Source organism: Neolewinella persica DSM 23188 (assembly GCF_000373105.1).
GTDB classification, from domain to species: domain Bacteria; phylum Bacteroidota; class Bacteroidia; order Chitinophagales; family Saprospiraceae; genus Neolewinella; species Neolewinella persica.
On sequence record NZ_KB890458.1, the window covers coordinates 173,261 to 199,318 of the forward strand.

Genomic DNA, 26,058 nt, shown 5'->3' on the forward strand with positions numbered 1-26,058 from the left:
CCGAACCATCCGTGATAGCCCGGGTGTCATCCGGGACCATATATTTGATAGATGAAGCAAGCTTATGCATATTTCACTGTTTTCATACTCCTGCTAGTAGCATTTTCTGCTTGTGGACCAAGGATGCCCGAAGGCGTAGAAGTAGCCTACGCGGCCTTGCCCGATAAGCTGGATTACAATATCCACGTGAAGCCCGTGTTGTCGGACAAATGCTTCCTGTGTCATGGCCCCGATGCGGCCAACCGTGCCGCAGACCTGCGCCTGGATGAGCCAGGGCACGTGGTCGGGAAAGACATTCTGGCCCGTATCTTCAGTGAAGATCCTGACTTCGTTATGCCAGAGACGTCGGCTAAAATTCCGTTGTCGGATCACGAAAAGGCGGTCATCGCTAAGTGGATCAAACAGGGGGCAAAGTATGCAGACCATTGGGCCTTCCTTCCCCCTAAGCGACCAACACCACCTCAAGTAGAAGATGCCGAGTGGAACGTTCAGCCGATCGATCAATTCATTCGTACTAAACAAATAGAGAAGGGTTTCGGCTTCGCTCCCGAAGCGGATCGCGACCTCTTGCTGCGTCGCCTTAGTTTTGACCTCACCGGCCTGCCACCAACCCCGCAGGAAATTGCAGCCTTCGAAAACGACCAGGACCCTAAAGCCTACGAAACACAGGTGGATCGCCTGCTGGCCAGCCCCCGGTATGGTGAACGCATGGCCACCCAATGGATGGACCTTGCCCGATTTGCCGATACCCATGGCTACACGGTTGACCGGTACCGGGACATGAGCCCCTGGCGCGACTGGGTGATTGAAAAATTCAATGAAAACCAGCCTTACGACGAGTTTGTCACCTGGCAACTTGCGGGAGACCTGCTGCCTGACGCCACCCGCGAACAAGTACTGGCGACCGGCTTCAACCGCCTCCACCCACAGAACCTGGAGGGCGGCATTATCGAAGAGGAATTCCGGAGTGCTTACGTTGCCGACCGCGCAGACGTATTTGGTACCGGTCTGTTGGGCCTGACCATCTCTTGTGCTAAATGCCACGATCATAAGTTCGACCCCATCAGCCAACGGAATTACTACGAGTTTTACAGCTTCTTCAACAACGTTGATGAGGCGGGGCTGATTCCCTGGGACGGCGCTACGCCGCCGCCGCGGCTGGACCTGCCCACCGAACGCCAGGACAGCATCATCACTTACCTGAAGAACCTGGAAAAGGAACAGGAGGCTGCCATTGCGACGTTAACGGAAGAGAATAAGGATAAAGCCAGCGCCTGGGTCGAAGCGGAGGGCTATCGGCGAATCGCTCCTGCTTCGGGACTCAGGGCGCACTTCCCGCTCAATGATACCCGGATGGTCAACGCCATCCGACCTTCAGAGAAAGGCAAGATGGACCGCAAGTTTTCACAAAATGAATCTCCGGAACTAACCGAAGGGCACGATAGCCGGGGGCTCTTGCTGGATGGTGATGCCTGGCTGGATCTGTATCCCACAGGAGTTTACCGAAGAGACGAACCGTTCACGATTTCCATGTGGACCAAAATCCCAAAAGACCTGAAAACCGGTTTCCTTTTCCACAAAGGTCAGGGTACCCGCCTGCACGGCGAACGGGGATATCACCTCTACCTCGATACTTTTGGACTGCAGCTGCTGATGGCCCACGTTAATCCGGGAAATTCCATCGTTGAATTTGCTAAAATGGATGTTCCGCGTGATGAATGGATCCATCTGGCGACGACCTACGATGGCTCCAGCAGAGCGTCCGGTTATAAGTTGTTCATGAACGGTAAGGAAGTGAGCACAGAGGTGCTGAATGATGATCTTTCGAGAGACATTATTTTTGACGACATGACCGATCCGATCTACGCGGACGTGATTGAGCCCGGTCTCCAGATTGGCGCTCGTTGGCGTGGGAAAGGTGTACGGGGTACCGGCGTAGACGATATTATGGTTTATAGTCGGGAATTGAGTCCGCTGGAAGTATTTCGCTCGGGTAATCCGGATGCGGCAAAGGAACTTTTGGCTAAGGAACCCTCGACACTTACGGCTTCCGAAAAAGATATGCTCCGGCAACATTACCTGACGGTGTCTTTGCCAGCCTACCAGGCTGCCCGCAAAGACCTCCGGGCTACGCGTTCCCGCTTGATCGACAGCATGGAGTTCGTAAAGGAAATCATGGTCGTTCGGGAGATGAAAAAGCCCCGGCAATCACATATCCTCGATCGGGGGCAGTACGATGCACCGACCAAGCCGGTGGTTACCCAGACTCCCGACTGGCTGGCGCCTATGCCCGAGGGGGCACCCGCCAACCGACTTGGCCTTGCCCAGTGGTTGTTCCAGCCGGAGCATCCGCTGACGGCCCGTGTGGCAGTTAACCGATACTGGTTACAATTCTTTGGCCGTGGATTGGTGAAAACGGCGGAAGACTTCGGAAACCAGGGGGAATTACCCACGCACCCAGAATTACTGGATTGGCTGGCTACGGAGTACATCAATAATGGCTGGGATACGAAGGCACTGCTCAAGACCATCGTAATGAGTAAGGCTTATCGGATGAGTTCGAAGCCGGTGAGTGAACAGCAACGTTTGGCGGATGTGGACAATGTTTGGTTGGGGCGCGGCCCGTCGGGCCGCCTGGCCGCCGAAATGATCCGCGACAACGCCCTGGCAGCAAGTGGCCTGCTCAACGACAAGATCGGCGGTAAAAGCGTCAAGCCCTACCAGCCGGAAGGACTCTGGAAAATGAATAATGCCACCTACGTGCAGGATGTGGGCGACGACCTTTACCGGCGCAGCCTTTATGTATTCTGGAAGCGAACGGTGCCACACCCGACGTTGGGGACGTTTGACGTACCGAACCGAAACGAATGTACCGTGCGCCGGCAGGAAACTAATACGCCGCTACAGGCACTGGTGTTAATGAACGATCCTGCCTTTGTGGAGGCGGCGCGTATTCTGGGCACCCGGATTACAAAGTCACCAGATAAAAGTGCGGCAATTACAGAAGTCTTTACTTATCTCAGTGGAAGGCCTCCGGTGGAGGAAGAAGTGAATATTCTCAGTCAGGTTCGGAAGAACGAGCTAGCGACATTCAGTGAGTTCCCCGCCAAAGCCGAAGGGTGGTTGACGGCTGGCTTTACCAAGGCTGATCCGAACCTTAACCCGATCGAGGTAGCGGCGGATGCGGTCCTGGCCAGTGTCATCATCAACTCCGATGCCGTGATTACTAAGCGATGAGGGTAATCAACATGGCCCCCTACCTTTCCCTGCACCTGCGTCCGCGCCAAAAAAGCTAAAATCATGTTCAACGACCTCTTAAAGACCCACCATAAAATGGATCGTCGGAACTTTCTGACGAAATCTTCGCTCGGTATTGGTGCCCTGGCACTGAGTAACCTGATGAAGGCCGAAACCCAGCAGGATTTAATCGATGCGATCCCCGGTCTGCCTCATTTTGCTCCACGGGCAAAGCGGATCGTTTTTCTCTTCCAGAGCGGTGGTCCCTCTCAACTTGAAACCTTTGATTATAAGCCCAAGCTCCGGGAGATGTTTGGGCAGGACCTACCCGACTCTTTCCGGAAAGGCCAACGCCTGACCGGCATGAGTGCCAATCAATCAAGCCTGCCCATTGCCCCGTCATTGTACAAATTCCAGCAATACGGAGAATCACGTGCCTGGGTGAGCGAACTGCTACCGCATACCGCCAGTATCGTCGATGAATTGTGTTTTGTGAAGTCTTTATACACCGAGCAGATTAACCACGACCCGGCCATTACCTTCTTTCATACCGGCCACCAGCTGCCCGGCCGGCCTAGTATGGGGTCTTGGATGAGCTACGGTTTGGGTTCATTGAATAAGAACCTTCCTTCCTTTGTCGTACTGCAATCCAAGAACTCTGGAGGGCAGCCGCTCTATGCCCGCCTTTGGGGCAACGGTTTTTTACCGACCCAGTTTCAGGGCGTTCAGTTTACCTCCGGCAAGGATCCCGTGCTTTACCTAAACGACCCGGAAGGGTACGACGGTAAAGACCGTAACCGGATGCTCGGTTACCTGAAAGATCTGAACGCCGTGCAGCAGTCGTCCTATGGCGATCCCGAAATTGATGCGCGTATCGCGCAGTACGAAATGGCCTTCCGGATGCAAAGCTCGGTGCCCGAGATTGCGGATATGAGCGACGAGCCCGATAGCGTTTTCGACATGTACGGTCCCGATAGCCGGAACCCGGGAACCTACGCTGCCAACTGCCTGCTGGCACGCAAGTTGCTGGAAAAGGATGTGCGTTTCGTTCAGTTGTACCACCGCGGCTGGGATCAGCACGTTTACCTTCCGGGCGGGATCAAGAACCAGTGTAAGGCCACCGATCAGGGGTCTGCAGCACTGGTCAAAGACCTGAAACAACGCGGTTTACTCGACGATACCCTGGTCATCTGGGGCGGAGAGTTCGGCCGAACTGTCTACTCGCAGGGCAAACTTACTGAAACGAACTACGGACGGGACCACCACCCCCGGTGTTTCACCATGTGGATGGCCGGCGGCGGTGTAAAACCCGGCTTCACCTACGGCGAAACGGACGACCTGAGTTACAATATTCAGAAAGATCCGGTACACGTCCACGATTTCCATGCTACCATCATGCACCTCTTTGGCATCGACCATGAACGCCTCACCTTCAAGCACCAGGGCCGGCGGTATCGATTGACGGATGTGCACGGGCATGTGGTGAAGGATTTGATTGCTTAGACGGGAACCACTAAGGCACTAAGGACACTAAGTTTTTCTTAATGCCTTAGTGTTCTTATTGGTGAAAATTACCTTCGCGAAAACCGTACTTTAGCGTATGCCCATCCAGCTAACCACCCCCCACCTAACCATCCACGAAAGCCAACTCTTTCGGACCACCAGTACGATCATTCATACCGATGACTACGTGTTGATCGTTGACCCCAACTGGTTACCGGCGGAGGTGGATCATTTAGCTGAATTGACGGCAGAATTAGGAGCAGGCAAGGAGAAATACCTGCTCTTTACCCACTCTGATTACGACCACATCATCGGCTACGGGAAGTTTCCCGGCTTTACCACCATTGCTTCTAAGGCATTTGTTGATAATCCACAGCAGGCAGATCAACTGGCGCAGACCATCGCCTGGGACGATGAATATTACATCAAGCGCGATTATGAGCTTACCTACCCGGTTATTGATCTTGCGAAGGCGAAAGACGGGGAGAAAACTATGATTGGTGAGGACCAATACCATTTCTACCAGGCACCGGGCCATAACTACGATGGCTTGGTCACCTTCAATAAAAGCCGGGGAATATTGATCGTAGGCGACTACCTGAGTAACGTTGAATTCCCCTACGTCTACCACTCCTTTGCTGAATACCGCGATACCCTGATCAGTCTGCGGGCAATAATCTATACGGGCCTGGTCAAAGTCCTGATCACTGGACACGGGGACCACACCACCGATTATAATGAAATGGAGCGACGATTGGAGGACTCTTTTGCCTACCTGGAGGAGTTGACCTTATCCGTACAAAACGATACTGCTTTTGACCTGGAGAAATGGCTGTCGCGCTACGACTTCCCGATCATCATGCGGAAGTTTCATGATAAGAACGTGGCGTTGTTGCGGGCAGAAGGTCTCTTGGGCGCGGGCGCAGGTGCAAAGTAGGGTCGCTATGCTCCTGTTGCAGGGGTTGCAGGGTCGCTATGCTCTGGTTGCAGGGGTTGCAGGGTCGCTATGCTCTGGTTGCAGGGGTTGCAGGGTCGCTACGCTCCGGTTGCAGGGGTTGCAGGGTCGCTACGCTCCGGTTGCAGGGGTTGCAGGGTCGCTACGCTCTGGTTGCAGGGGTTGCAGGGTCGCTACGCTCTGGTTGCAGGGGTTGCAGGGTCGCTACGCTCTGGTTGCAGGGGTTGCAGGGTCGCTACGCTCTGGTTGCAGGGGTTGCAGGGTCGCTACGCTCTGGTTGCAGGGGTTGCAGGGTCGCTCGGTCTGGTTGCAGGGGTTGCAGGGGTCGCTACGCTCCTGTTGCAGGGGTTGCAGGGTCGCTATGCTCTGGTTGCAGGGGTTGCAGGGGTCGCTACGCTCCTGTTGCAGGGGTTGCAGGGTCGCTACGCTCTGGTTGCAGGGGTTGCAGGGTCGCTACGCTCCGGTTGCAGAAGTTGCAGGGTCGCTCGGTCTGCTGCTGCAACAACTGCAACCCCTGCAACTCTTGCAACTCTTGCAACTCTTGCAACGTGAGCGCAGCGAACCTCTGCAACGTGAGCGCAGCGAATAATTTCCTGAATATGCCCGATATTGCCCCTTCAATGCATTACGTAAAACAACTATCAAATCTAATTTTTGCTTTACTGCTGTTCTTACCCTGCAGCATTTTTGCCCAGGGGCAGTTTGCTCCGCCGGGGGCGGAGTGGTGTTTTAGGGGCTACGATGGTGAAGGTGAAACGCTTGGCTACCTTCTAGTGCGCTACGAGCGGGACACCATGGTTCGGGGTGTCTTAACTAAAGTTTTCAGCATTCTTGCCAAGAACCTGGGACCTGGCGGGTTACGGGAAACTTTTTATTCACCGGTAGAACTGTTTCAGCAGTCGGGAGACTCCGTTTTTTACTACGTACCGGTTATTCAGGATCAGGTTTACCTCTTCAAGGAAAGCTATGAAGAGGGAGAGCAGACAACCAGCTGGATGTATAACGAACCCTTCGATGTTTATTCCGTAGAAGAGGTTATGGTAGACGATGTCCCGATATCCGTGGCTAAAATGAACCTGCTTGAATGGTTGGGCCGGGATTTGCCGGTAACGATGTACGGCGCTCTTGGCCCGGACCGTGGCTTTACGGAGAGCTGGAGTTATTTCCTGGAAGGGGAGGGAGGGCTGGACCTCCAGGCCTTCCGCGCCAGCGAAACCCCGGAAATCAAGGTGATTGCCCGCAACCAGTGTTTCGCACTGATGGAAAAGGTTGACGATCGGGTCCCCGTTCGGGCGCAGGCAGCAGACTGTGCCGTCATACCTTTCCCCAATCCCGTTGCCACCGTTGATGAATGGGTGCGCATTCGATTCGATTGCGGAAAATACGCATCGGGTAATTTCCTCCTACAAATCTTTAACGCCAAGGGCCAGGAGGTCGCTCCACCTCGTCGGTTGGGCTTCATCCCGACGGATTTTCCGGTCTTTGACCTTCCGAACGGCCAATATTTTGCCGTCATTACGGGCGAAGGGGAGCAGTTTAACTTCTCTTTTACGAAAAATCGATAATTATGTGGCGATCTCTGGTCTGCTCCTTTGCTTTGCTAACCTTACTCTGCACCTGCGGCCCCGCCCAGGATAAAGGGAGGAAGGGGGAAAGGGGAAAAATAGAAGAATCTGGAATGAATCACCTCGCCGGACAGAAGTCCCCCTACCTGCTGCAGCACGCCCGGAATCCCGTGGATTGGTACCCCTGGGCAGACGAGGCACTGGCTAAGGCCAAAGCAGAAAATAAACTAATGATCATCAGTGTCGGCTACGCCGCCTGCCACTGGTGCCACGTGATGGAGCACGAGTCGTTTGAAGACAGCCTGGTGGCGAAGGTGATGAACGATAATTTCGTAAGCATCAAAGTGGACCGGGAGGAACGCCCCGATGTAGACGACGTGTACATGACGGCCTGCCAACTGACTACGCAGCGTGGCTGCGGCTGGCCACTAAACGCGATTGCGCTGCCCGACGGCCGTCCGATCTGGGCCGGAACTTACCTGCCCAAGGCGCAATGGCTCAAGGTATTGGAACAGTTTACCACCCTGCGCCTGAGTGAGCCCGGGAAAATGGAAGCGTACGCAGCCGGGCTAACGGAGGAACTGGTGCGTCGAAACAGCTTCTCCCCGTCTCTGGGAGGGGAGGCCGAGGCCCTTAACCGGGAACAACTTGCCGGAGCAGTAGAAATGGTGTATGCCGGAATGGATTTTCAGCGTGGCGGGATGGCTGGCGCACCAAAATTCCCCATGCCGGCCCTGTACGAATTTTTGCTGGCCCACCACTTTCACACGGGCAACGAAAAATCATTGGAGGCCGTAACTGCCACTCTGGACGCCCTGGCTGCCGGCGGCATCTACGACCACCTAGCCGGCGGTTTCGCCCGGTACAGTACGGATGCGGAATGGCTGGTGCCGCACTTCGAGAAAATGCTCTACGATAATGGCCAGCTGCTCAGCCTGTACGCCCATGCCTACCAGGCAACGGGGCGGGAACGCTATGCGGAGGTGATTCGGCAAACCGTTAGTTTTCTGGAAAATTCATTGTCCGATCAGAGCGGAGCTTTCTATGCCTCCCTCGACGCCGACACGGAAGGGGAGGAGGGCCTGACTTACGTTTGGACGACGGAAGAGATTGCCAAACTCCTGCCAGACGCGCAGCAGAGCACGGCATTTATGACGTATTACGGGGTGACCAAAAAAGGGAACTGGGAGGGCCATAACATACTGTATCGTGGATCGACGGCTCCCGAAAAAGTGGCGAAGAGTAATGGTTTTTCCAGCGTTGAGGCGATGGATCTTCAACTACGCGCTGCGGAGAAAGTATTGTTGGCCGCCCGGGACCAACGTCCGCAACCTGGCCTTGACGATAAAGCATTAACCGCCTGGAATGCTTTGGCGGTAAGTGGATATGCAGATGCTTTTCGGGCCCTCGGTGAGGAAGCGTACCGGACGCGTGCGGTGAAAACCGCCGAATTTTTGCTGGAGCAGATGCAGGAGAAGGACGGCCGGCTCAACCGTAATTTCAAAGATGGAAACTCGGCCATAAACGCCTTTTTGGACGATTATGGCTTACTGGCACAAGCTTTTGTGGATGTATACCAGATCACCTTTGAGGAAGCATGGCTGGACCGGGCGACGGAATTGATGGCCTACACGAACGCGCATTTTTTTGACAGTACCACCGGCCTGTACCGGTATACCTCTGACCTTGATCCGCCGCTGATCAGCGGCAACATTCCCACTAACGATAAGGCGGTTCCCAGCGGTAATTCCGTGATGGGGCGGGTGCTGCATCAACTGGGCACCCTGACGGCGAACGCTGAGATGGTGGACAGGGCTAAGTCGATGTTGGCCCTGATTCAGCCTAAGCTGGCCGAAAGTGGCCCGCGGTTTTACGCAAACTGGGGTCGCTTATACCTGGAACTGATGGAACCGACCTATGAGGTAGCCATTTTGGGCGCGGACGCAGGAGCAAAGCGGGACCTGATGAGCAGGGAATATCTCCCCCACGCCCTGTTGCTGGGCGGAGATAAGGAGGGAAACCTCGAACTTTTGACAAATAAGCTGAACCCGGATGGCACCACGATCTACGTTTGTCTGGAAAAAGTATGTCAGTTGCCCGTACAGGAAGTGGATAAAGCACTAGCACAAATGCGTGAGCAAAAGACAACCAATTGAGAGGAGACAACCTGAAAAAGCCCGTAAAAAACCACATTCTGGATAAGTAGAACCATTTGTACTAGCATATAAATCATGAGTAGCGTGACGGGAAAAGCCCAAGTCCCACTTTTGTTCCGTCTCAAGGGACAAATAAAGCAGGCACCCCGCGTTTGGGGAAACCTCCCACCTCACACTCAACTAGTTTATCATGCTAAAAACCTCTTTTAAATTTATATTTCATCGCCTGCCGGCGGGGTTAATTCTACCCCTGCTGTTCTGTGCCATGAGCAGCACCGCCTACGGCCAGCTTGCCGTGTCGGGTACCGTTGTTTCCGATGAGGGGGAGCCGCTCATCGGGGTTACGATTCGGGTGAAGGAAGATCTGAATACCGGTACGATTACTGATTTTGACGGCAAATACCAGCTTACCGTACCAAGTGGGTCAGGCACCTTGTTGTTGTCCTACACTGGCTACAAAACGCAGGAGGTTGCCGTTAACAACCGCTCCCGGATAGACATCACCATGGCTACTGATTCTGAAACACTGCAGGAAGTAGTGGTTGTCGGTTATGGTTATGTAGATAAGCAAGACCTTACGGGGTCTGTCTCTTCCGTAAAGGGAGAAGACCTTACCCGCGTACAGTCGGTTAACTTCGAGAAAGGCCTGGCTGCACAGGCTGCTGGTGTACAGGTAACGACCTCTCAGGGTGGCCCGGGTGCCGCGGCGAAGATTCGTATTCGTGGTGGTACTTCCATCACGCAAACTAGTGATCCACTTTACGTAATCGATGGCTTTCCGCTGGTCGGTAGCGCCTCGGACATCAACGCAGGCCCGGGTTCACAGCAGGAAAGTCCGCTTTCAAGCATTAACCCGGAAGATATCGAGTCTATCGAAATTCTAAAAGATGCCTCCTCTACCGCGATCTATGGTAGCCGGGGTGCCAACGGCGTAATTTTGATTACTACCAAAAAAGGTAAAGAAGGCAGAGCACAATTAACCTACAGCAACTCCATCGGAATTGGCGAACTTGCCCGTACGGTAGACATACTCTCTCCGCAGGAATACGTGGATTTTTGGAATGAATACCACACTTTCGGTATCGTCAATTTCGAAAACCGTGACTTGGCTTACCGGGATGATTTTGGTAATGACCTCGACATCGGCGACCCCAGTAACGGTACGATCGTTACGAACTGGCGCGAAAAAGTGTTTCGTAACTCTTATAATGTACGCCACAACCTGAACATCAACGGCGGTAGCGCTAAAACGCGTTACAATGCTTCTTTTGGTTACAGTAATGACGAGGGTATCCTGGAAGGATCATTTTACAAGCGCTACTCTTCAAACATTAACGTTACCCAGCAATTGGCTAACAAACTGAGCGCAGGTATCAACATCAATGCCGGATTCATCGATCGTGGTGGTCCGGTAACGGCAGGTGGTAACGCAGGAAGCTCTGCTCAGGCAAGTGTCCTTACTCAGGCGCTTTTGTTTACGCCCGTTCAAGGCCGTATTCGCTTCGCTGATGCTGAATATGATGAGGATGGTGTTTTGATCAGCGTCCGTGATGGTGCCGCCTTCAACCCTGAAGCTCAGATTCAGCGTACACATAACTTTGGTAATACCGTCAATGGCTTTGGTAACGCCTACCTGCAGTATGACTTAGATGATCACCTAACCATTAAGTCCAGCTTTGGAGGCAACTACTTCAATTCAAATAATGAGGGAGTGTACCCAAGTGACTTCGGCTGGTCTGCTCAGTTGAATGGTATCGCATTTACGGGGCTCTTCCGCGGTTACGGCTGGCTGAACGAGAATACCATTTCTTACCGAAATAAAATTGGTATCCATGGTATCAACGCAGTGGCAGGCTACACCCAGCAGGGAAGCACGAATCGCTCGTTGAATACCTCCTCACAGGATTTTGCGCTTCCGGGAGTTGATATTGATAACCTGGCTGCCGCTGGTATTACCAACGTCACCCAGTCCAATAAGACCCAATGGGGGCTTCGCTCCTGGCTCGGCCGGGTCAACTATACCTTAAACGACAAGTATCTCTTCACGGTAAGTGCCCGTGCCGATGGTTCCAGCCGCTTTTCCGAAGGAAACAAGTGGGGCTTTTTCCCATCCGCCGCAGTTAGCTGGAGAGTAAGTGAAGAACCTTTTCTCTCCGACAGTAAGTTGATCAGCAACTTGAAGTTACGCGCGACCTACGGTGTTTCTGGTAATAACGGGATTGGAGAATACCGTTCCCTCGCCGCCTACGAACCTACCCGCGCTGTGCTTGATGGCCAACTCGCCGCCGGCGCTCGCGTAAACCGCCTGGGTAACGCTGACCTTACCTGGGAAACTACCGCACAGTCGGATTTCGGATTCGAGCTCGGCTTGTTTGATAACCGACTCACGTTTGACCTCGATTACTATATCAAGAATACTACTGACCTATTGCTGTTCGTGCCGCTTCCAAGAGAAACGGGTTTTACCAATGCGCTGCAAAACATCGGTGAAGTAGAAAACAAAGGTATCGAGCTATCTCTGAACGCCACACCGGTGGATAAGGGCGATTTCCGCTGGAACTTCCGGGTTAATGTTTCTCAAAACCGTAATCAAATTCTGGATATGGGCCGTTCCGGTTCCTTTACCTCGAATTCTCCCGGCCCGAATAACAACGACTTTATCTCTCAGGTAGGGGACCCCGTCGGTAGCTTCTACGGTCTGATCACGGACGGTATCTACAACTACAGTGACTTCCCAATCTTTGACGGCCTTTCTAATGAGGAAGCCGCTGATCTTATCCGGAACGATGAGAATGGACAGTTCTGGGACAATTTCTACGACTTGAGAGAAGGCAGCGTCACCCGCAGGGGTGTCGGCCAATACCGCCCTGGTATGATCAAGCTCAAGGATATTGCCAGCATCGATGAAAACGGTAACCGTGTTCTCGTACCAGACGGCGTGGTGGACGAAGCCGACCGCACCATCCTGGGCTCCGCCCAGCCTGATTGGTTCGGTGGTATCACCAATGACTTCACGTACAAGAACTTCGATTTGTCCTTCCTCTTCCAATTCTCAGTCGGCAACGAAGTCTACAATAATAACATCACAACCGGCAGCGCTACGGCAATACCAAATTATAACAAGCTTGGCCTGGTACGTGATCGTTGGACCTTAGATAACCCCGACTCTGATACGCCCGGAATCTGGGGTATCTCGGATGGTGGAATTAACCGTGAGTTGATCGATCAGTTCATTGAAGATGGCTCCTTCCTGCGCCTTGCTAACGTTACGTTTGGTTACCGACTACCCAAAGGTTTTGCCACCACATCAAATGCGCGCATTTTCGTTGCTGTCGATAATGCTTTTATTCTGACCAATTACTCAGGATATGATCCGGAAGTCAGCGTTGGAAATAACCCGCTAACGCCTGGTGTTGACAACGATAGCTACCCCCGCCAACGCACTTACCGCGCTGGCCTGAGCGTAACTTTCTAACCATAACTTAAAACTATCACCCCTGCTCGATTGGCCCCGCCAATTGGGCAGGGATATTTAACACAATAATCATGCAAGACAAGTTAAAATTCCTCTGCTTGTTGCTGCTTCCTTTGTTGGTTCTTCTCCCTTCGTGTGATGATGAACTTCTAATTGAATCACCAACCAACTTCCTTTCTCCGGTTAACTTCTATCGAAATGCGGCTGATGCCCAAATCGCACTGAATGGCCTTTACGCCGGCCAGCAACGTTGCCAGGGCTATTCTGGCGGTGATGCAGGTGTAGCTCTCCTCTGGGGTATGCACGGAGCGGATGAAATCGTAGTTCCGCCATGGACGCCACCTGGCCGCCGTACGCTTTTCCTCTTCTCCCTCACGCCCAGTATCGATGTTGTACTCACCATATACGAGCGTCACTATCAGGAAATTAACCGTGCCAATACGGTTATTAACCAGGTCTCTTTAATGACGGAAGACAAGATCAATGACGACGAAAAGAAGCGCATTCTCGCTGAAGCCAGAGCACTACGCGGTAGTTTCTACTTCAACCTGGTGCGTATCTACAACCGTGTTGTATTGGTGACCGAAGAACGGACCGACCTGAATAACCTCGACTTTGTCCAGTCCGAACCGGAAGAAGTCTACGCTCAGGTCATTAGCGACCTTTCCGCAGCTATTCCCGATCTCGAAGTGGAGGGTGAAACCGGCCGGATTACTAAAGGTGCCGCACAGGCACTACTGGGTAAGGTCTACCTGCAGATGGCCGGCATCCCGCTGAACCAAACCGATAAGTATGCCCTCGCTGCCCAGCAGTTCGAAGCGGTAATCAACAGCGGTACCTACGAACTGCTCGATGATTTCCAGCAGATTTTCGATGAGGAAAATGAACTGAACAAGGAAATGGTTTGGGTCGTAGAGCACGACGCTCCCGGTGAAACCATCGACGGATCACAGAACTCTAACCTTGGTAGTTTCATGGGGCCTGGCGGCTCACTGAACGATGGCGGAGGCTGGGGAACGGCATGGTCTGCCTATGACCTGGAGCTGGCTTATGATCGTAAAGATCAGCGCCGTAGGGTGACCATCGCTTATGGTAATGCGCCCACTGCCATTGACAGCACCAATGGCCCTAATCAGTTCCGCCCCTGGAAATGGCAAAAACCCGCAGGTCAGGCCTGGGGTAACGATACACCCTTCGACTACCCCTACATTCGTTACGCCAACGTGCTACTTCGTTATGCGGAAGCCCATGCTATGGCCGCAGGTAGTGTAACACCGGAGGCAGTAGCTGCTTTCAACGAGGTACGTGCCCGTGCCCGCGCTGGTGCGAACCCTGCTACTACTTCACCACCGATTACGACTGCTATGCCACTCGATGAATTTATGGCCGAAATGGACCAGGAATGTTACCGGGAGCTTGCTTTTGAAGGCCACCGTAAAGGTGACCTGATACGCTGGGGAACCCTGATTAACCGAATGAATACCATGGCACCACAAACTGCGGTTTGGCCCGGACAACCAGATGCTCAGGACTACGAGATCATCTGGCCGATCCCACAGGAAGTGCTTGACCTGAACCCACTGATGGAACAGAACCCAGGTTGGTAAAACCCAGTTGGATCTTTCCTGTAATGGATATACCCGAGTAAAAGAAGCCCCGGCAAATACAGGTTATTTGTCGGGATTCTTTTTGGGCGCGAACGCAGGTGCAGGGAAAAGAATAAAAGAGCAAAGGGTGGAAAGTTGGTAACACCAGCCCTTTATCCTTGCTCCTTTTATCCTTTACATTGCACCAGCGGCCGCGCCACATCAAACAATTGCAGTGTAACAAAAATTTTCTGACTTATTCCGTACGGACGGGGCTTGCCCCCGTCCGTATCGGCACCCTGAAAACGCTTTATTCGTTCGTTTAGCGAACGCGTAGGATCGCACTCGGCTGTAGGGGCGAGGGCACGCCCCGCCCCTACAGGCTATTCCATGATTAACAAAATTATGAATCAATCCACTCGGTTGAATACTACCTTCCAATTTAGAAATATGCGTTATTTACTATCCATATCGTTGCTCACTTTCCTGCTAGTCTCCTGTACCAACGAGGATACAACCGGCACGATCCCTTCTTCGGGGCAGGAGACCGGGGAGGCCATTTTTGAGCGCGTCCCTTCCTCTGCAAGCAGGATAACCTTCAATAACCACGTTGAGGAAAACTTCAGGAATTTCTTTGCCCGTTTTCAGTATGTGTACAATGGAGGTGGGGTCGCCATTGGCGACATTGACGGGGACGGTTTGCAGGACATTTACTTCACCGCAAACGAACAGCCTAACACCCTGTACCGGAATACGGGAGATATGACCTTCGAAGACATAACCGAAACGGCCGGTGTAGGTGGTGCCGGTCGCAGTGGTTGGGATAACGGCGTGGTGATGGCCGATATTGACGGCGACGGCAGGCTGGATATTTATGTCTGTAGGGGTGGCTCCGCAGACGGTAGCCGACCTGAAGACCGCGCCAATCTCCTCTACCTTAACCAGGGTGACGGCAAGTTCCGCGAAGCGGCCAGCGAATTCGGACTGGCGGATACCGGCTACTCCCTACAGGCGGTCTTCTTCGATATGGACAACGATAATGACCTCGATGCTTACGTAACCAACCGGCCGGACCAGTTCTTCCTATCTTATGTCCAGGTACTGGAGGCGAAGAAAAAACAAGACCCGGTTTTCAGCGACCAACTATACCGGAACGATGATAATCGGTTTACCCGCGTGACGGAGGATGCGGGCATCACCGGTAATTTCGGCTACGGCCTCGGCCTCGTTACCGCCGATGTGAATAACGATGGCTATACCGATATCCTGGTCTCTAATGATTACCTCGAAAACGATTACCTCTACGAAAACCAGGGGGACGGCACCTTCGCCGAAAGTATCGAAAAGTACACCAACCACACCAGTTTTTACGGGATGGGTATTGACGCAACGGACCTGAATAACGATGGTTTTGAAGATCTGGTCCAACTTGATATGTCTCCCGAAGACTACGTTCGCTCAAAGACCACAATGGCCAGTATGAACGTAGACGAATACCGGCGGATTATGGCAAGCGGATTCCATGACCAGTACATGCACAACAGCTTGCAGCTGAACCGGGGCAATGGTTTTTTTAGCGAGATCAGTCAACTGTCGGGCGTTGCTAAATCAGATTGGAGTTGGGCGGTTTTGGGTGCGGACTTCGACAACGACGCAAAAAAAGAGCTGTTCATCACGAATGGTTACCGGCGGGATGTCGCGGACAAAGACGGTAACATCCGTTTCCGCGCCTACATGCAAAGCCAGGAACGGAGAGAGCGGACTGATGAAGAAAACGCCCGGGTGGTCATAGACATGTTCAACTCCGTCCCGTTGCAAAATTACCTGTACGATGATGCCGGGGAGTTGACCTACCGTAGCTCGGCCACGAGCTGGGGCTTGCCGGAGAAGTCATTTTCCAATGGTGCCGCTTACGGAGACCTGGACAACGACGGGGACCTGGATCTCGTCATCAATAACCTGGAAGAAGAGGCATTCCTTTACCGAAATAATTCTATTGCAGCCCAATCCAGCCTTCGCCTGCGTTTGCTGGGGCCCAGGGGAAATACCTTTGGCCTGGGCGCTAAGGTCACCCTTGAGCAAACGGGAGGACAACAGTTTCAGCAGCTAAAAACGGTACGGGGCTATCTTTCTTCAGTGGAACCTTACGTTCACTTTGGCTTGGGGGACCTTGGCGCCGTGAACCGCGTCCGGGTGGTCTGGCCAGACGGTAAAGAATCCGTTTTGGAGCAACCGGTAATTAATCAGCTGATTACCGTTGATTATAAAACAGCCGGCCAGCAACTATCTCCTCCGGTACCCGTAGCACCCCTGTTTAAGGAGATAACCGGGGCACACTTTGCCAAAACGTTTATTCAGGAAGAGAATGAATTCGACGATTACGCCAGTCAGGTGCTGCTGCCCCATGGGCACAGTAAATCTGGTCCGGCCATTGCGGTTGGAGACGTAAACGGAGATGGTCTGGAGGACTTTTACATTAGCGGAGCGAAGCGGATAGCCGGCGTACTTTATCGCCAGGGCCAGGACGGGAAATTCTCCGCAGCAACCAATTCGTTTAGTGAAGAAGACGCTGGCCACGAGGATACCGCTGCCGCTTTTTTCGATGCAGATGGTGACGGAGACCAGGACCTTTACGTAGTTAGTGGTGGAAGCGAGTTCCCGGAAGCATCCCCTAAATTCCAGGACCGGCTTTACCTGAATGATGGAAAAGGCAATTTTACCAAGTCCTCAGGTCTCCCCGAAATTTTAAGCAGTGGCTCCTGTGTCGTACCGCATGACCTGGATGGAGACGGTGATCTGGACCTGTTCGTTGGGGGTAGGGTAGTGCCGGCCCGGTATCCGGCTGCACCACAGAGTTATATTTTGGAAAACGATGGGGGCATATTCCGGAATATTACCGAAGAAATGGCACCTGAACTGGCAGGTATCGGTATGGTTACTTCTGCTGTGTGGAGTGACATCGATGGCGATCAAGTGTCGGAGTTGCTTGTAGTAGGAGAGTGGATGCCGGTATCAATATTTAAAAAGAAAGGAGGCACCTACCAAAACGTGACCGCAAATGAAGGGCTGGGTGAAACTCAGGGATGGTGGAATAAAATTGTTGCCGCTGACCTCGACGGTGACGGCGATGAAGACTACGTGCTGGGGAACCTGGGTCTGAACTATAAGTTCCATGCCTCAGCGGAGAAGCCATTCTACGTATTTGCTTCTGATTTCGATCAAAACGGTAGCAACGACATTTTCCTGGCTAAAGCAAATGGTGAAAACCTGGTGCCCATCAGGGGGCGGGAGTGCTCGAGCCAGCAGGTTCCGGGAATCGCGGAAAAATTCCCCACCTATAACGCCTATGCCCAGGCGGAGCTGGCGGAGATCATTGACCTGGAAAAAGCGGATGCCATCCGATATGAAGTCAGGGAATTTGCTAACGCCTGGTTAGAGAATGTTGATGGTGAGCTGACCTTACGCCGGTTACCATTGGAAACTCAGTTTTCGGTGATCAACAGTATTTTGGTTGCGGACCTGAATGGCGACGGTAAACAGGACCTGGTCACGGCGGGGAACAAATACGAGGTCGAGATAGAAACCACCCGCGCAGACGCCGGAACCGGAACGGTACTGCTGAGTACCGGCGGGGGTGAATTTGAGGTGCTTGCCCCGACCAACTCAGGCTTGTTCTTACCTGAAAACGTGAAGGGGATTTATCCGATCCGTTTGGGGAAAGATGGCGACCGGGGGCTGTTGGTCGGCATTAACGAGGGGCCGCTTCGGTTGCTCCGGTATTAATACAGTGTAACATAAGTTGTAGCTGCTTTTCATTTGTCGCGTAGCGTCGTTAGGTTAATTTTCAGCCCGTTACCCCGGACAAAGTCCGGGGTAACGAATGTGTATTAGCTACGCGAAATTCGTATCACCCTAATCAACTTCCTCTCTCCTCCGCGCGAAAATGGTTTAGGTTCTCGCGTGAAGTGGCGGAGAAGAGGAGAAACGCGGAGTTAATATTGGAATCAAGGTTGACCCAGTATGCCGAATGGATTAAGGAAGCATTTAATAGAACATGCCCATGCCCATCTTTTTGCTCCGAATCCCCCTCCTTGCACCTGCGGCCCCGCCCAAAACCGGGAAATACGCCGAAAAGACCTCACTTTTCTGCCCTTAAATCCATATGTGTCCTGCTTTTAAACATCCGTTGCCCCGTATGGCGCGGAATGACTGGATATTTACATCGATCATGTGAGTAACCGGAATCATTTAAATTCTGGTCTGACTTAAGTTCATTACAACTCATAGCTTAAATATGAAACCACCCTTTTTCAACTACCTAGGCAGACTCTTAATTCTTTGCCTCGCCGCAACGGCGCTATTCACCGCTTGTGAGCCTGAAGATGACGACTTCTTCGACTTCCGCCCGGTTGACTTTTTTATCAGTGCGGACGGACTCCTTATTGATGCAGGAGAAAGCATTACTTATAAGGATTCGTCCAACAATGCCTCCAGCAGAGAATGGACTTTTGAAGGCGGTATCCCAGCTACGTCTACTGATGCGACACCGACCGTTAATTACGCCGAAGCTGGAACATTTCTGACATTCGTGACGACCACTTTTTCGGATGGTTCCAAGCAAACCCGTCGCTTGACCGTCAACGTTGTTCCTCAGATAGTAGCGGACTTCTCAGCCAACCCGGTCCAGGCGGTGATCGATGGTCCGGTAAAACTGACAAACCTGACGCAAGGGGTTGGTACGATTCCGCCCGTTCTGTCTGAAGCGGACTCTGCCATCATTTATAAATGGGTGGTCGAAGGTATTGCAGATACCCTCCGGCAAAGTAACCCGACGATCAGTTTCAGCGCAGTTGGCACTTATGATGTTACCCTTATTGTGACCCGCCGGTCAACTGGCTTCACCAATTCGATCACTAAGGCCGACTTTATCAATATCGTCGCTGTCCCGATTCTCCAACCGCGTAATGTCGACTTCGACCGCGACGGTTCCTCCTTCCTGGTTACTACCGGCGAACCGCTGGGGGCTGTAGCAGGAGCTGCTGCTAATTTCAGCCTGGTAGACGGTGCTGGAAACGCAGTAGCCATTACTAGTGTTGAGAAACCAGTCTGGGGCGACAACACCATTAAGGTAAACTACGATGCCGCAGGCCTTACTGCTGGTACCGACTATACCCTGAGTTTCTCCGGAGACGGTATCCTCTTCGCCAGCGAATCTATTCTCGGAGCCTTCTCTTCAACGAGGACCTATGGCGGTGCTAATCCGGACTGGCTGGATTTTCTCTACCCAGAAATGGATCCCAACCAGCCGCTTACGGCAATGCTGAACGGTAAATCCTTCACCTCCGACGCCGAAGGCGTGCTCTACGCATGGGGCTGTAACCCCGCCGTTAACGTATTAAACCCTGTTGACGGCTACCGCTGCCCTGGTGTAAACGCTGCTAGTAACTATTCCGTGGTGATCACTGGCGACGGAGGTGCTACTTTGGACGACTTAGCTGACGTTGGCTTCGAGCTCAGCTTCCTCGGCCCCGACGGTACTACCTGGGAATTTAGCCAGCCCGTAACAGACCTGCGTTTCCACAACACCTTTGGTAACATGGCACAAGTCCCCGAGGCGACGGTAAGTACTGACGGTTTGACCGTCACCGTGAACTTCCAGGGAGCACGTAATGGTGGTGCTCGCATCACCGGAATCCTGGAATCCGGCATTGCCGCCAGTGGATTGCAAATTAAATCCCTGGCTCCGGAAGACGCCAACGCTTACGTTACCGCTACGGTGAAGTAAATGGTACAGAGGTTTTTAGCCTGCCTGACTCCTTCCGGTTGGCGGCATGATTAAACCTCGATTGACCTAACGCATACTATGTGTTTTTATAGAGTGGTCCGGGCCAGCGGTCCGGACCACTTCTTTTACAGACAACCCGATAACCCGACAACTCGACTTTCAACCATGACCAGGACCTTTGCCATAATGCTGTGGTGTTCCTTTGCCATGCTGCCGGCATTAACCGGTCAGGCATTTCGGGACGTAAGCGAAGCTGCAGGGATCGATGCCAAAGCAATCGACCCCATCATCATGGCCGGAGGCGCGGTCTGGTTCGACTACAACAACGACCGCTACCCAGATCTCCTGCTAACTAATGGCAAGGCTACCACCAGCCTGTTCCGGAACAACTGGGACGGTACGTTTGCGGACGTTAGTGAAAGCGCCGGACTGCTCAACGTAGCCGGAACCATGGGGGCGGTAAGCGGAGATTTTGATAATGACGGCTTTGCCGACCTTTTCATCACCACGATGAAAAGCACCCATAACCGGCTCTTACGAAACAATGGCGCTGGTCGCTTTATTGACGTTTCGGTCAGCGCCGGCATCACGGAAACATCCTTTGGTGCCTCAGCGGCCACCGGGGATTATGACGGCGATGGTGACCTCGATATTTACGTAACCAATTACCTGGCCGGTGAGAATGCTCAGGATGGTGGGCAACCAAACTTCCTTTACCGCAACGATGGTAATTTCACCTTCACCGAAGTAGCTACAGCATTAGAACTCGATGACGACGGATGTGGTCTCGGAGCAGTATTCTCCGACTTAAATAACGACGGACGACCAGACTTATACGTAGCCAATGATTTTGGATACCTCATCAAGCCAAATGCCTATTTTCAAAACGAATTTCCTTTCTTTTCCCAAAAAGCTGAAGACAATGGTACCGCAGCCACCATTAACGCCATGGGGATAGCGAAGGGAGATTACGATAACGATGGAGACATCGATCTTTACATCACCAATATCAGAGAGAATCCTCTTTTTGAAAACGATGCAGCGAGAAGCTTTTTCAGTTTTCGGTCGTTTGCCGCGGGCGTTGCCCTGCCCGAACTGACCAGTTGGGGAACTTCATTTACCGACTTCGACCTCGACGGTTACCTGGATCTGATCGTCGCCAATGGGCAGGTGGCCGAGGAATTGAATAAGCCTGAAGCACAGCGGTACTTCCATAATAAAGGAGACGGCACCTTCACCGACACTTCAGTGTCTTCTGGTATTGACGATATAGTAATGATGGGCCGCGGCCTTGCCGTGGCTGATTACGATCTTGATGGCTATCCGGATGTGGCGATTAATGCCGTACAGCCTGATATTACGGGTAGCGAAACAGCGACTTTATTACACAACGTAGGCACCGGTGCGGGCCAGTGGTTGGCCATCGAAGTGCCCGTAAATACGCTCAATCTGACACTTTACACCGGTGATCAAAGCTGGTTCCGGGAAGTGGATGGCGGATCTAGCTATCTTTCCCATTCTGCCGGGCCAATACATTTTGGTGCACCGTCCCCGGGCGCTCCGATCGACAGTCTGGTCGTCACTTTTACGGATCGGCAGACGCAAACATTTACGGACCTGACCTGGAACCGTCTGATGGGCATTCGCTCAGATGGAACCTGGTACCTGATCAGCCACAAAACCCGGATCCAGTGTGGTGAGGCGGCAACAACGCCAACAATTGATGCGCTTTGGCAAACCCAGGCTAACGGGCGTGAAGAGCTGTTGCTGACACGTACGGAAACAATTCTTTTTCCGGAGTTGGAGGAGCAGGTCGTGGAGCTGTCCGTAGGGGATATTTACCGGGGTTTGGCGCGGACGCAGGATGCCGTACTTGTGGACACGATAGCAGGGGATGGGCCCTGCCCGGGCCTGCGGCCTGTCCGCATAAAAGTGTTGCCAGCCATCGGGCAACCGTTAGTTTATCCCAATCCAATAATTTCCGATCAACTTAGCCTGCAGCTTCCACGGGGAGGTGGCTCCCTTAAAGTTAATATGTGGACTTCCTCCGGAGCTCTGGTCTTTAATCGTTTCCGGGAAATAGCAACTGACCAACGTATTGTCCCATTTACTATGTCGTCCCTTCCCCCGGGAGCCTACCTGATGAGACTGGAATTTGCCGGGGTAGTCACCTACCATAAACTTATTCGACTGTGATCAATCTACCATTAAAGTCAGGCTTCATTGGGCTTGTTGTTTTATTATTCACGGCTTGTGGTGACGGTGCCGCTCCGAAGAAGGACGTAACGGAAAAACCTGAACGTCCCAACATCATCTTCATCATGTCTGATGACCACACTACCCAGGCCGTTGGGGCTTACGGTAGCCGGCTTGCCGGGCTGAATCCTACCCCTAATATTGACGCACTTGCTGCCGATGGCGCTTTGTTCAGCCACGTTTTCTGTACCAACTCCATCTGTACGCCCTCGAGGGGCAACATCATGACCGGGCAGTATAGCCAGACTAACGGTATTCTTACGCTCGACGATACCCTCCCACCATCCCGGCAGTACCTCCCCATGGAGATGAGTAAACTGGGTTACCAAACGGCCATGATCGGCAAATGGCACCTCAAGGCCGAGCCTGCCGCTTATGATTACTACCACGTTCTGGAAAGTCAGGGGAAATACTTCGACCCTGAATTCCGGGCCAGCGATCAAGGGACATGGCCCGATAACTTTGTTAAATACGAAGGGCACTCCACCGACATCGTTACCGACGTTACCCTGGATTGGTTAAAAACCAAGCGGAAAACGGACCAACCGTTTTTCCTTATGCACCATTATAAGGCGCCCCACGACGACTTTGAGTTTGCACCCCGGTATACTGACTACCTGGAGAACACCCACATCCCCGAACCCGCTAACCTGTACGAACAAAACCAACCTGACTTTGGCTCAGAGGCTACCCGTGGGCGACATGATTCTTTGCGTAATCGTATTGGTACATCGGTCTCGGACCGCCATCCATACCGGAGTTATACGGCAGACTATAAGATCAACAAGACTCCCCGGGACTCCGCGACCAGTGCTGCCTACCAGGAATACCTCAAGCGATACCTGCGCTGCGTAAAGGGAGTGGACGATAACCTGGGCCGGCTTTTTGATTACCTGAAGGCGGAAGGACTCTGGGAGAATACTGTGATTATCTACACGGGAGATCAAGGCTTTATGTTGGGAGAGCACGACTATATGGACAAGCGATGGATGTATGATGAAAGTATGCGGATGCCCTTCATTATGCATTACCCTAAAGCAATTAAGGCAGGAACGAAAAGTGAGCTCCTCGTTAATAATACCGACTTTGGCCCCACCATGCTTTCTATCGCCGGGGGGCAAACACCGGCCTATATGCAGGGCAAAAGTTTTGCGGAACACCTGGATGGTAGCGAACCTGATGACTGGCGTACTTCCACGTATTACCGTTACTGGATGCACCTGACGCATCACGATGTGCCGGCCAACTTTGGCCTGAGGACTAAAGATTACAAACTGATATTCTACTACGCCCAACCGTACAAAGAAGAGCTCGTTGGTACGAGCAGTATGTGGTGGAAAGACGATGCCTATCAAATACAACCAACACCGGTCGCCTGGGAGTTCTATGATTTGCAAAAGGACCCCAATGAAAATGTAAACCGGTACGATGATCCGGTCTACGCCGAGGTCATTTCCGAATTGAAGAAAGACCTGCAAGAAAAGCGAATAGAACTAAATGAAACAGATGAAAAATACCCTCGCTTTCAAAAGGTAATTACAGGAAATTGGGATTAACCCAAATTGGAATTATAGTAATTCCATTCCAAAACCATTAAAGACTAGCACAAATGATGCATTTGACGGGCTTATTTGTACTGATTTAATGATCAATCCCTATCATACCACGTCTTACAATATCTTATTCTTCAGCTGATATACCATTGAATATACCTACTTTAAAGATTAGGGTTAACCTCACCTGGAAGCTAATAGAATAGAATGGAATAAAAATCATCATCAAAACCACCCATCATGAAATTTTGTCTGCCCTTTTTGGCATTGTTACTTTTTGCTCAGTCGTGTACTATGGCCAACGTTGAAGAGGCTGAACAAACGGAAACATCTGTAGACGCCGACTTCTCTGCTGATTGGGAATCACTTGCTAAAGTCAATGAATCGCCAGATTGGTTCGCAGATTCCAAGCTTGGAATCTACTTCCACTGGGGGCCTTATGTGGTTCCGGAAAACTCTAGTGAGTGGTATCCACGAAATATGTACGTTCCGGGCCATGGCGCCTACAAACACCACAAAGCTACCTACGGGGATCAGTCTGAATTTGGCTACCATGAGTTCATCCCTATGTTCACTGCCGATAAATTCGATGCCGAGGCAATTGCTGACCTGATGGTTACCGCAGGTGCCAGGTGGGGCGGCCCGGTAGCACAGCACCATGATGGCTTCGCAATGTGGGACAGCGAAGTTAACCCCTGGAATGCAAGTGACATGGGCCCGAAGCGGGACGTAACGGGGGAGGTTGCTGCGGCCGTCAGGAAAAGGGGCCTGAAGCTGATCACGTCTTTTCACCACGCCCGAAACCTGCAGCGTAACGCTGCGGACGAAAAAAATTGGGCGGGATGGTCAAGCCATTATCCTTACAATCCAGACTGGCACACCTCCACTGAAGACGACAAACTCCGCTGGCTCTATGGCAACGTTCCTGCCGAAGAATGGTACCCCTACTGGCAAAAGCAGTTGGAGGAAGTAATCGATAAGTATGACCCGGATATCATTTGGTTTGATGTTTGGCTCAATATGATACCCGAAAAGTACCGCCAGGAGTTCTGTGCCTACTACTTAAACCACGCAAAAGCAGAGGGGAAGGAAGTCGTAATCGCTCATAAGAAGGATGATTTACCACTCGACGTAAGTATCCTTGATATCGAGCAGGGTGGCAAGAAAGATGTGTCTGAACGTGTTTGGTTGACGGACATCACTCTAAGCAACCAGTCCTGGAGTTACATTAAAGGACAGACCTACAAAGACCCAAATCTGGTGTTACGGAATTTTATCGATGTAGTAAGTAAAAACGGCGTTGTACTCCTCAATATCTCTCCTCGTGCCGATGGCAGCATTCCTCAGGAGCAGGTGGCCGTATTGGAGGAAATGGGCGGCTGGCTAAAAGAATACGGTGAGGCTATTTATAACACCCGCCCGAGATCTGAATATGGCTTCGGCTCCGCCAAAGCGACAGACAATAAATATGGTGGCCAAACGGCCACCATTGAGTATGGCCCCGGAGACATCCGTTTCACCGAAGCGAAAGACCACAGCGCCATCTATGCCATCTTCCTGGGGGCTCCGGAACAAGGCAAGAAAATTGACCTGAAAAGCTTGTCCAGGATTAACTTTCCGCCAGCCTCCGCAGTGAAAAAAGCTACTGTGCTGGGTAGTGGTACTGAACTAAAGTTTGCCTTCAACGATCTTGAAAACTACATCGTACTTCCCAACGAGCCAATGAATGAAATGGCTACAGTCGTTAAGTTGGATTTAGAGTAACGTCATTAAGTTGAGGTGGTTTTGCGCTCGCTTAATCGAACGCGGTCATTTGTGAAACAGCCATCAGGGGCGATCCCTTGCGGTCACCCCTGATGGACAATGCTTTTATCTCAGGTGACCGAAAGCAGTATAGCGTGATCCGCCCCGGATATCGTCACTGCCAAACTTCTAATCAGTACTTTTAAAACTCGAAAGAAATTGATTCTCCAGGCTACGGTCGTTT

The 26,058-nt window shown here is 52.2% G+C and carries 12 protein-coding genes; all 12 read left to right on the top strand.

The annotated features are described in order from the left end of the window. The first annotated feature begins 51 nt into the window (after positions 1–51). The 12 genes from B036_RS0122590 (at position 52) to B036_RS0122650 (ending at position 25,835) form a co-directional block, all read left to right on the top strand. Positions 52–3,237, top strand: coding sequence for a DUF1553 domain-containing protein (locus tag B036_RS0122590; protein ID WP_026232256.1), 3,186 nt, complete (start codon positions 52–54; stop codon positions 3,235–3,237). A gap of 63 nt (positions 3,238–3,300) precedes the next feature. Next, a complete protein-coding gene (locus tag B036_RS0122595) occupies positions 3,301–4,740 on the top strand; it encodes a DUF1501 domain-containing protein (RefSeq protein ID WP_020571024.1) in 1,440 nt (479 codons plus the stop codon). Positions 4,741–4,837: 97 nt separating this feature from the next. Then, positions 4,838–5,677, top strand: coding sequence for an MBL fold metallo-hydrolase (locus B036_RS0122600; protein ID WP_020571025.1), 840 nt, complete (start codon positions 4,838–4,840; stop codon positions 5,675–5,677). 617 nt (positions 5,678–6,294) lie between these two features. Continuing rightward, the gene (locus tag B036_RS0122610) at positions 6,295–7,260 is read left to right on the top strand and encodes a T9SS type A sorting domain-containing protein (protein WP_020571027.1); all 966 of its coding nucleotides are present in this window, start codon (positions 6,295–6,297) and stop codon (positions 7,258–7,260) included. 2 nt (positions 7,261–7,262) lie between these two features. Then, complete coding sequence (locus B036_RS0122615; RefSeq protein WP_020571028.1) at positions 7,263–9,416, top strand: thioredoxin domain-containing protein; 2,154 nt, start codon at positions 7,263–7,265, stop codon at positions 9,414–9,416. Positions 9,417–9,606: 190 nt separating this feature from the next. Continuing rightward, positions 9,607–12,891: a SusC/RagA family TonB-linked outer membrane protein gene (locus tag B036_RS0122620; protein ID WP_020571029.1), complete on the top strand. Its 3,285-nt coding sequence runs from the start codon at positions 9,607–9,609 to the stop codon at positions 12,889–12,891. Positions 12,892–12,962: 71 nt separating this feature from the next. Next, positions 12,963–14,498: a RagB/SusD family nutrient uptake outer membrane protein gene (locus B036_RS0122625; protein WP_020571030.1), complete on the top strand. Its 1,536-nt coding sequence runs from the start codon at positions 12,963–12,965 to the stop codon at positions 14,496–14,498. Between the two features lie 429 nt (positions 14,499–14,927). Further along, positions 14,928–18,260, top strand: coding sequence for a VCBS repeat-containing protein (locus B036_RS0122630; RefSeq protein WP_026232260.1), 3,333 nt, complete (start codon positions 14,928–14,930; stop codon positions 18,258–18,260). A gap of 511 nt (positions 18,261–18,771) precedes the next feature. Further along, complete coding sequence (locus B036_RS0122635; protein WP_020571032.1) at positions 18,772–20,262, top strand: hypothetical protein; 1,491 nt, start codon at positions 18,772–18,774, stop codon at positions 20,260–20,262. Between the two features lie 165 nt (positions 20,263–20,427). Then, positions 20,428–22,458, top strand: a complete 2,031-nt coding sequence (locus B036_RS0122640; RefSeq protein ID WP_026232261.1) for an FG-GAP-like repeat-containing protein — start codon at positions 20,428–20,430, stop codon at positions 22,456–22,458. Beyond that, a complete protein-coding gene (locus B036_RS0122645; RefSeq protein WP_020571034.1) occupies positions 22,455–24,074 on the top strand; it encodes a sulfatase family protein in 1,620 nt (539 codons plus the stop codon). Before B036_RS0122640 ends, B036_RS0122645 begins: the two co-directional genes overlap by 4 nt. 237 nt (positions 24,075–24,311) lie before the next feature. After that, on the top strand, positions 24,312–25,835 hold the full coding sequence (locus B036_RS0122650; protein ID WP_157472320.1) for an alpha-L-fucosidase: 1,524 nt from the start codon (positions 24,312–24,314) through the stop codon (positions 25,833–25,835). The last annotated feature ends 223 nt before the right edge of the window (positions 25,836–26,058 follow it).

What these genes read in the sequence shown, in the direction of transcription:
- B036_RS0122590 (WP_026232256.1), top strand. Translation starts at nt 52, where the DNA reads ATGAAGCAAGCTTATGCATATTTCACTGTTTTCATACTCCTGCTAGTA.
- B036_RS0122595 (WP_020571024.1), top strand. Translation starts at nt 3,301, where the DNA reads ATGTTCAACGACCTCTTAAAGACCCACCATAAAATGGATCGTCGGAAC.
- B036_RS0122600 (WP_020571025.1), top strand. Translation starts at nt 4,838, where the DNA reads ATGCCCATCCAGCTAACCACCCCCCACCTAACCATCCACGAAAGCCAA.
- B036_RS0122610 (WP_020571027.1), top strand. Translation starts at nt 6,295, where the DNA reads ATGCCCGATATTGCCCCTTCAATGCATTACGTAAAACAACTATCAAAT.
- B036_RS0122615 (WP_020571028.1), top strand. Translation starts at nt 7,263, where the DNA reads ATGTGGCGATCTCTGGTCTGCTCCTTTGCTTTGCTAACCTTACTCTGC.
- B036_RS0122620 (WP_020571029.1), top strand. Translation starts at nt 9,607, where the DNA reads ATGCTAAAAACCTCTTTTAAATTTATATTTCATCGCCTGCCGGCGGGG.
- B036_RS0122625 (WP_020571030.1), top strand. Translation starts at nt 12,963, where the DNA reads ATGCAAGACAAGTTAAAATTCCTCTGCTTGTTGCTGCTTCCTTTGTTG.
- B036_RS0122630 (WP_026232260.1), top strand. Translation starts at nt 14,928, where the DNA reads ATGCGTTATTTACTATCCATATCGTTGCTCACTTTCCTGCTAGTCTCC.
- B036_RS0122635 (WP_020571032.1), top strand. Translation starts at nt 18,772, where the DNA reads ATGAAACCACCCTTTTTCAACTACCTAGGCAGACTCTTAATTCTTTGC.
- B036_RS0122640 (WP_026232261.1), top strand. Translation starts at nt 20,428, where the DNA reads ATGACCAGGACCTTTGCCATAATGCTGTGGTGTTCCTTTGCCATGCTG.
- B036_RS0122650 (WP_157472320.1), top strand. Translation starts at nt 24,312, where the DNA reads ATGAAATTTTGTCTGCCCTTTTTGGCATTGTTACTTTTTGCTCAGTCG.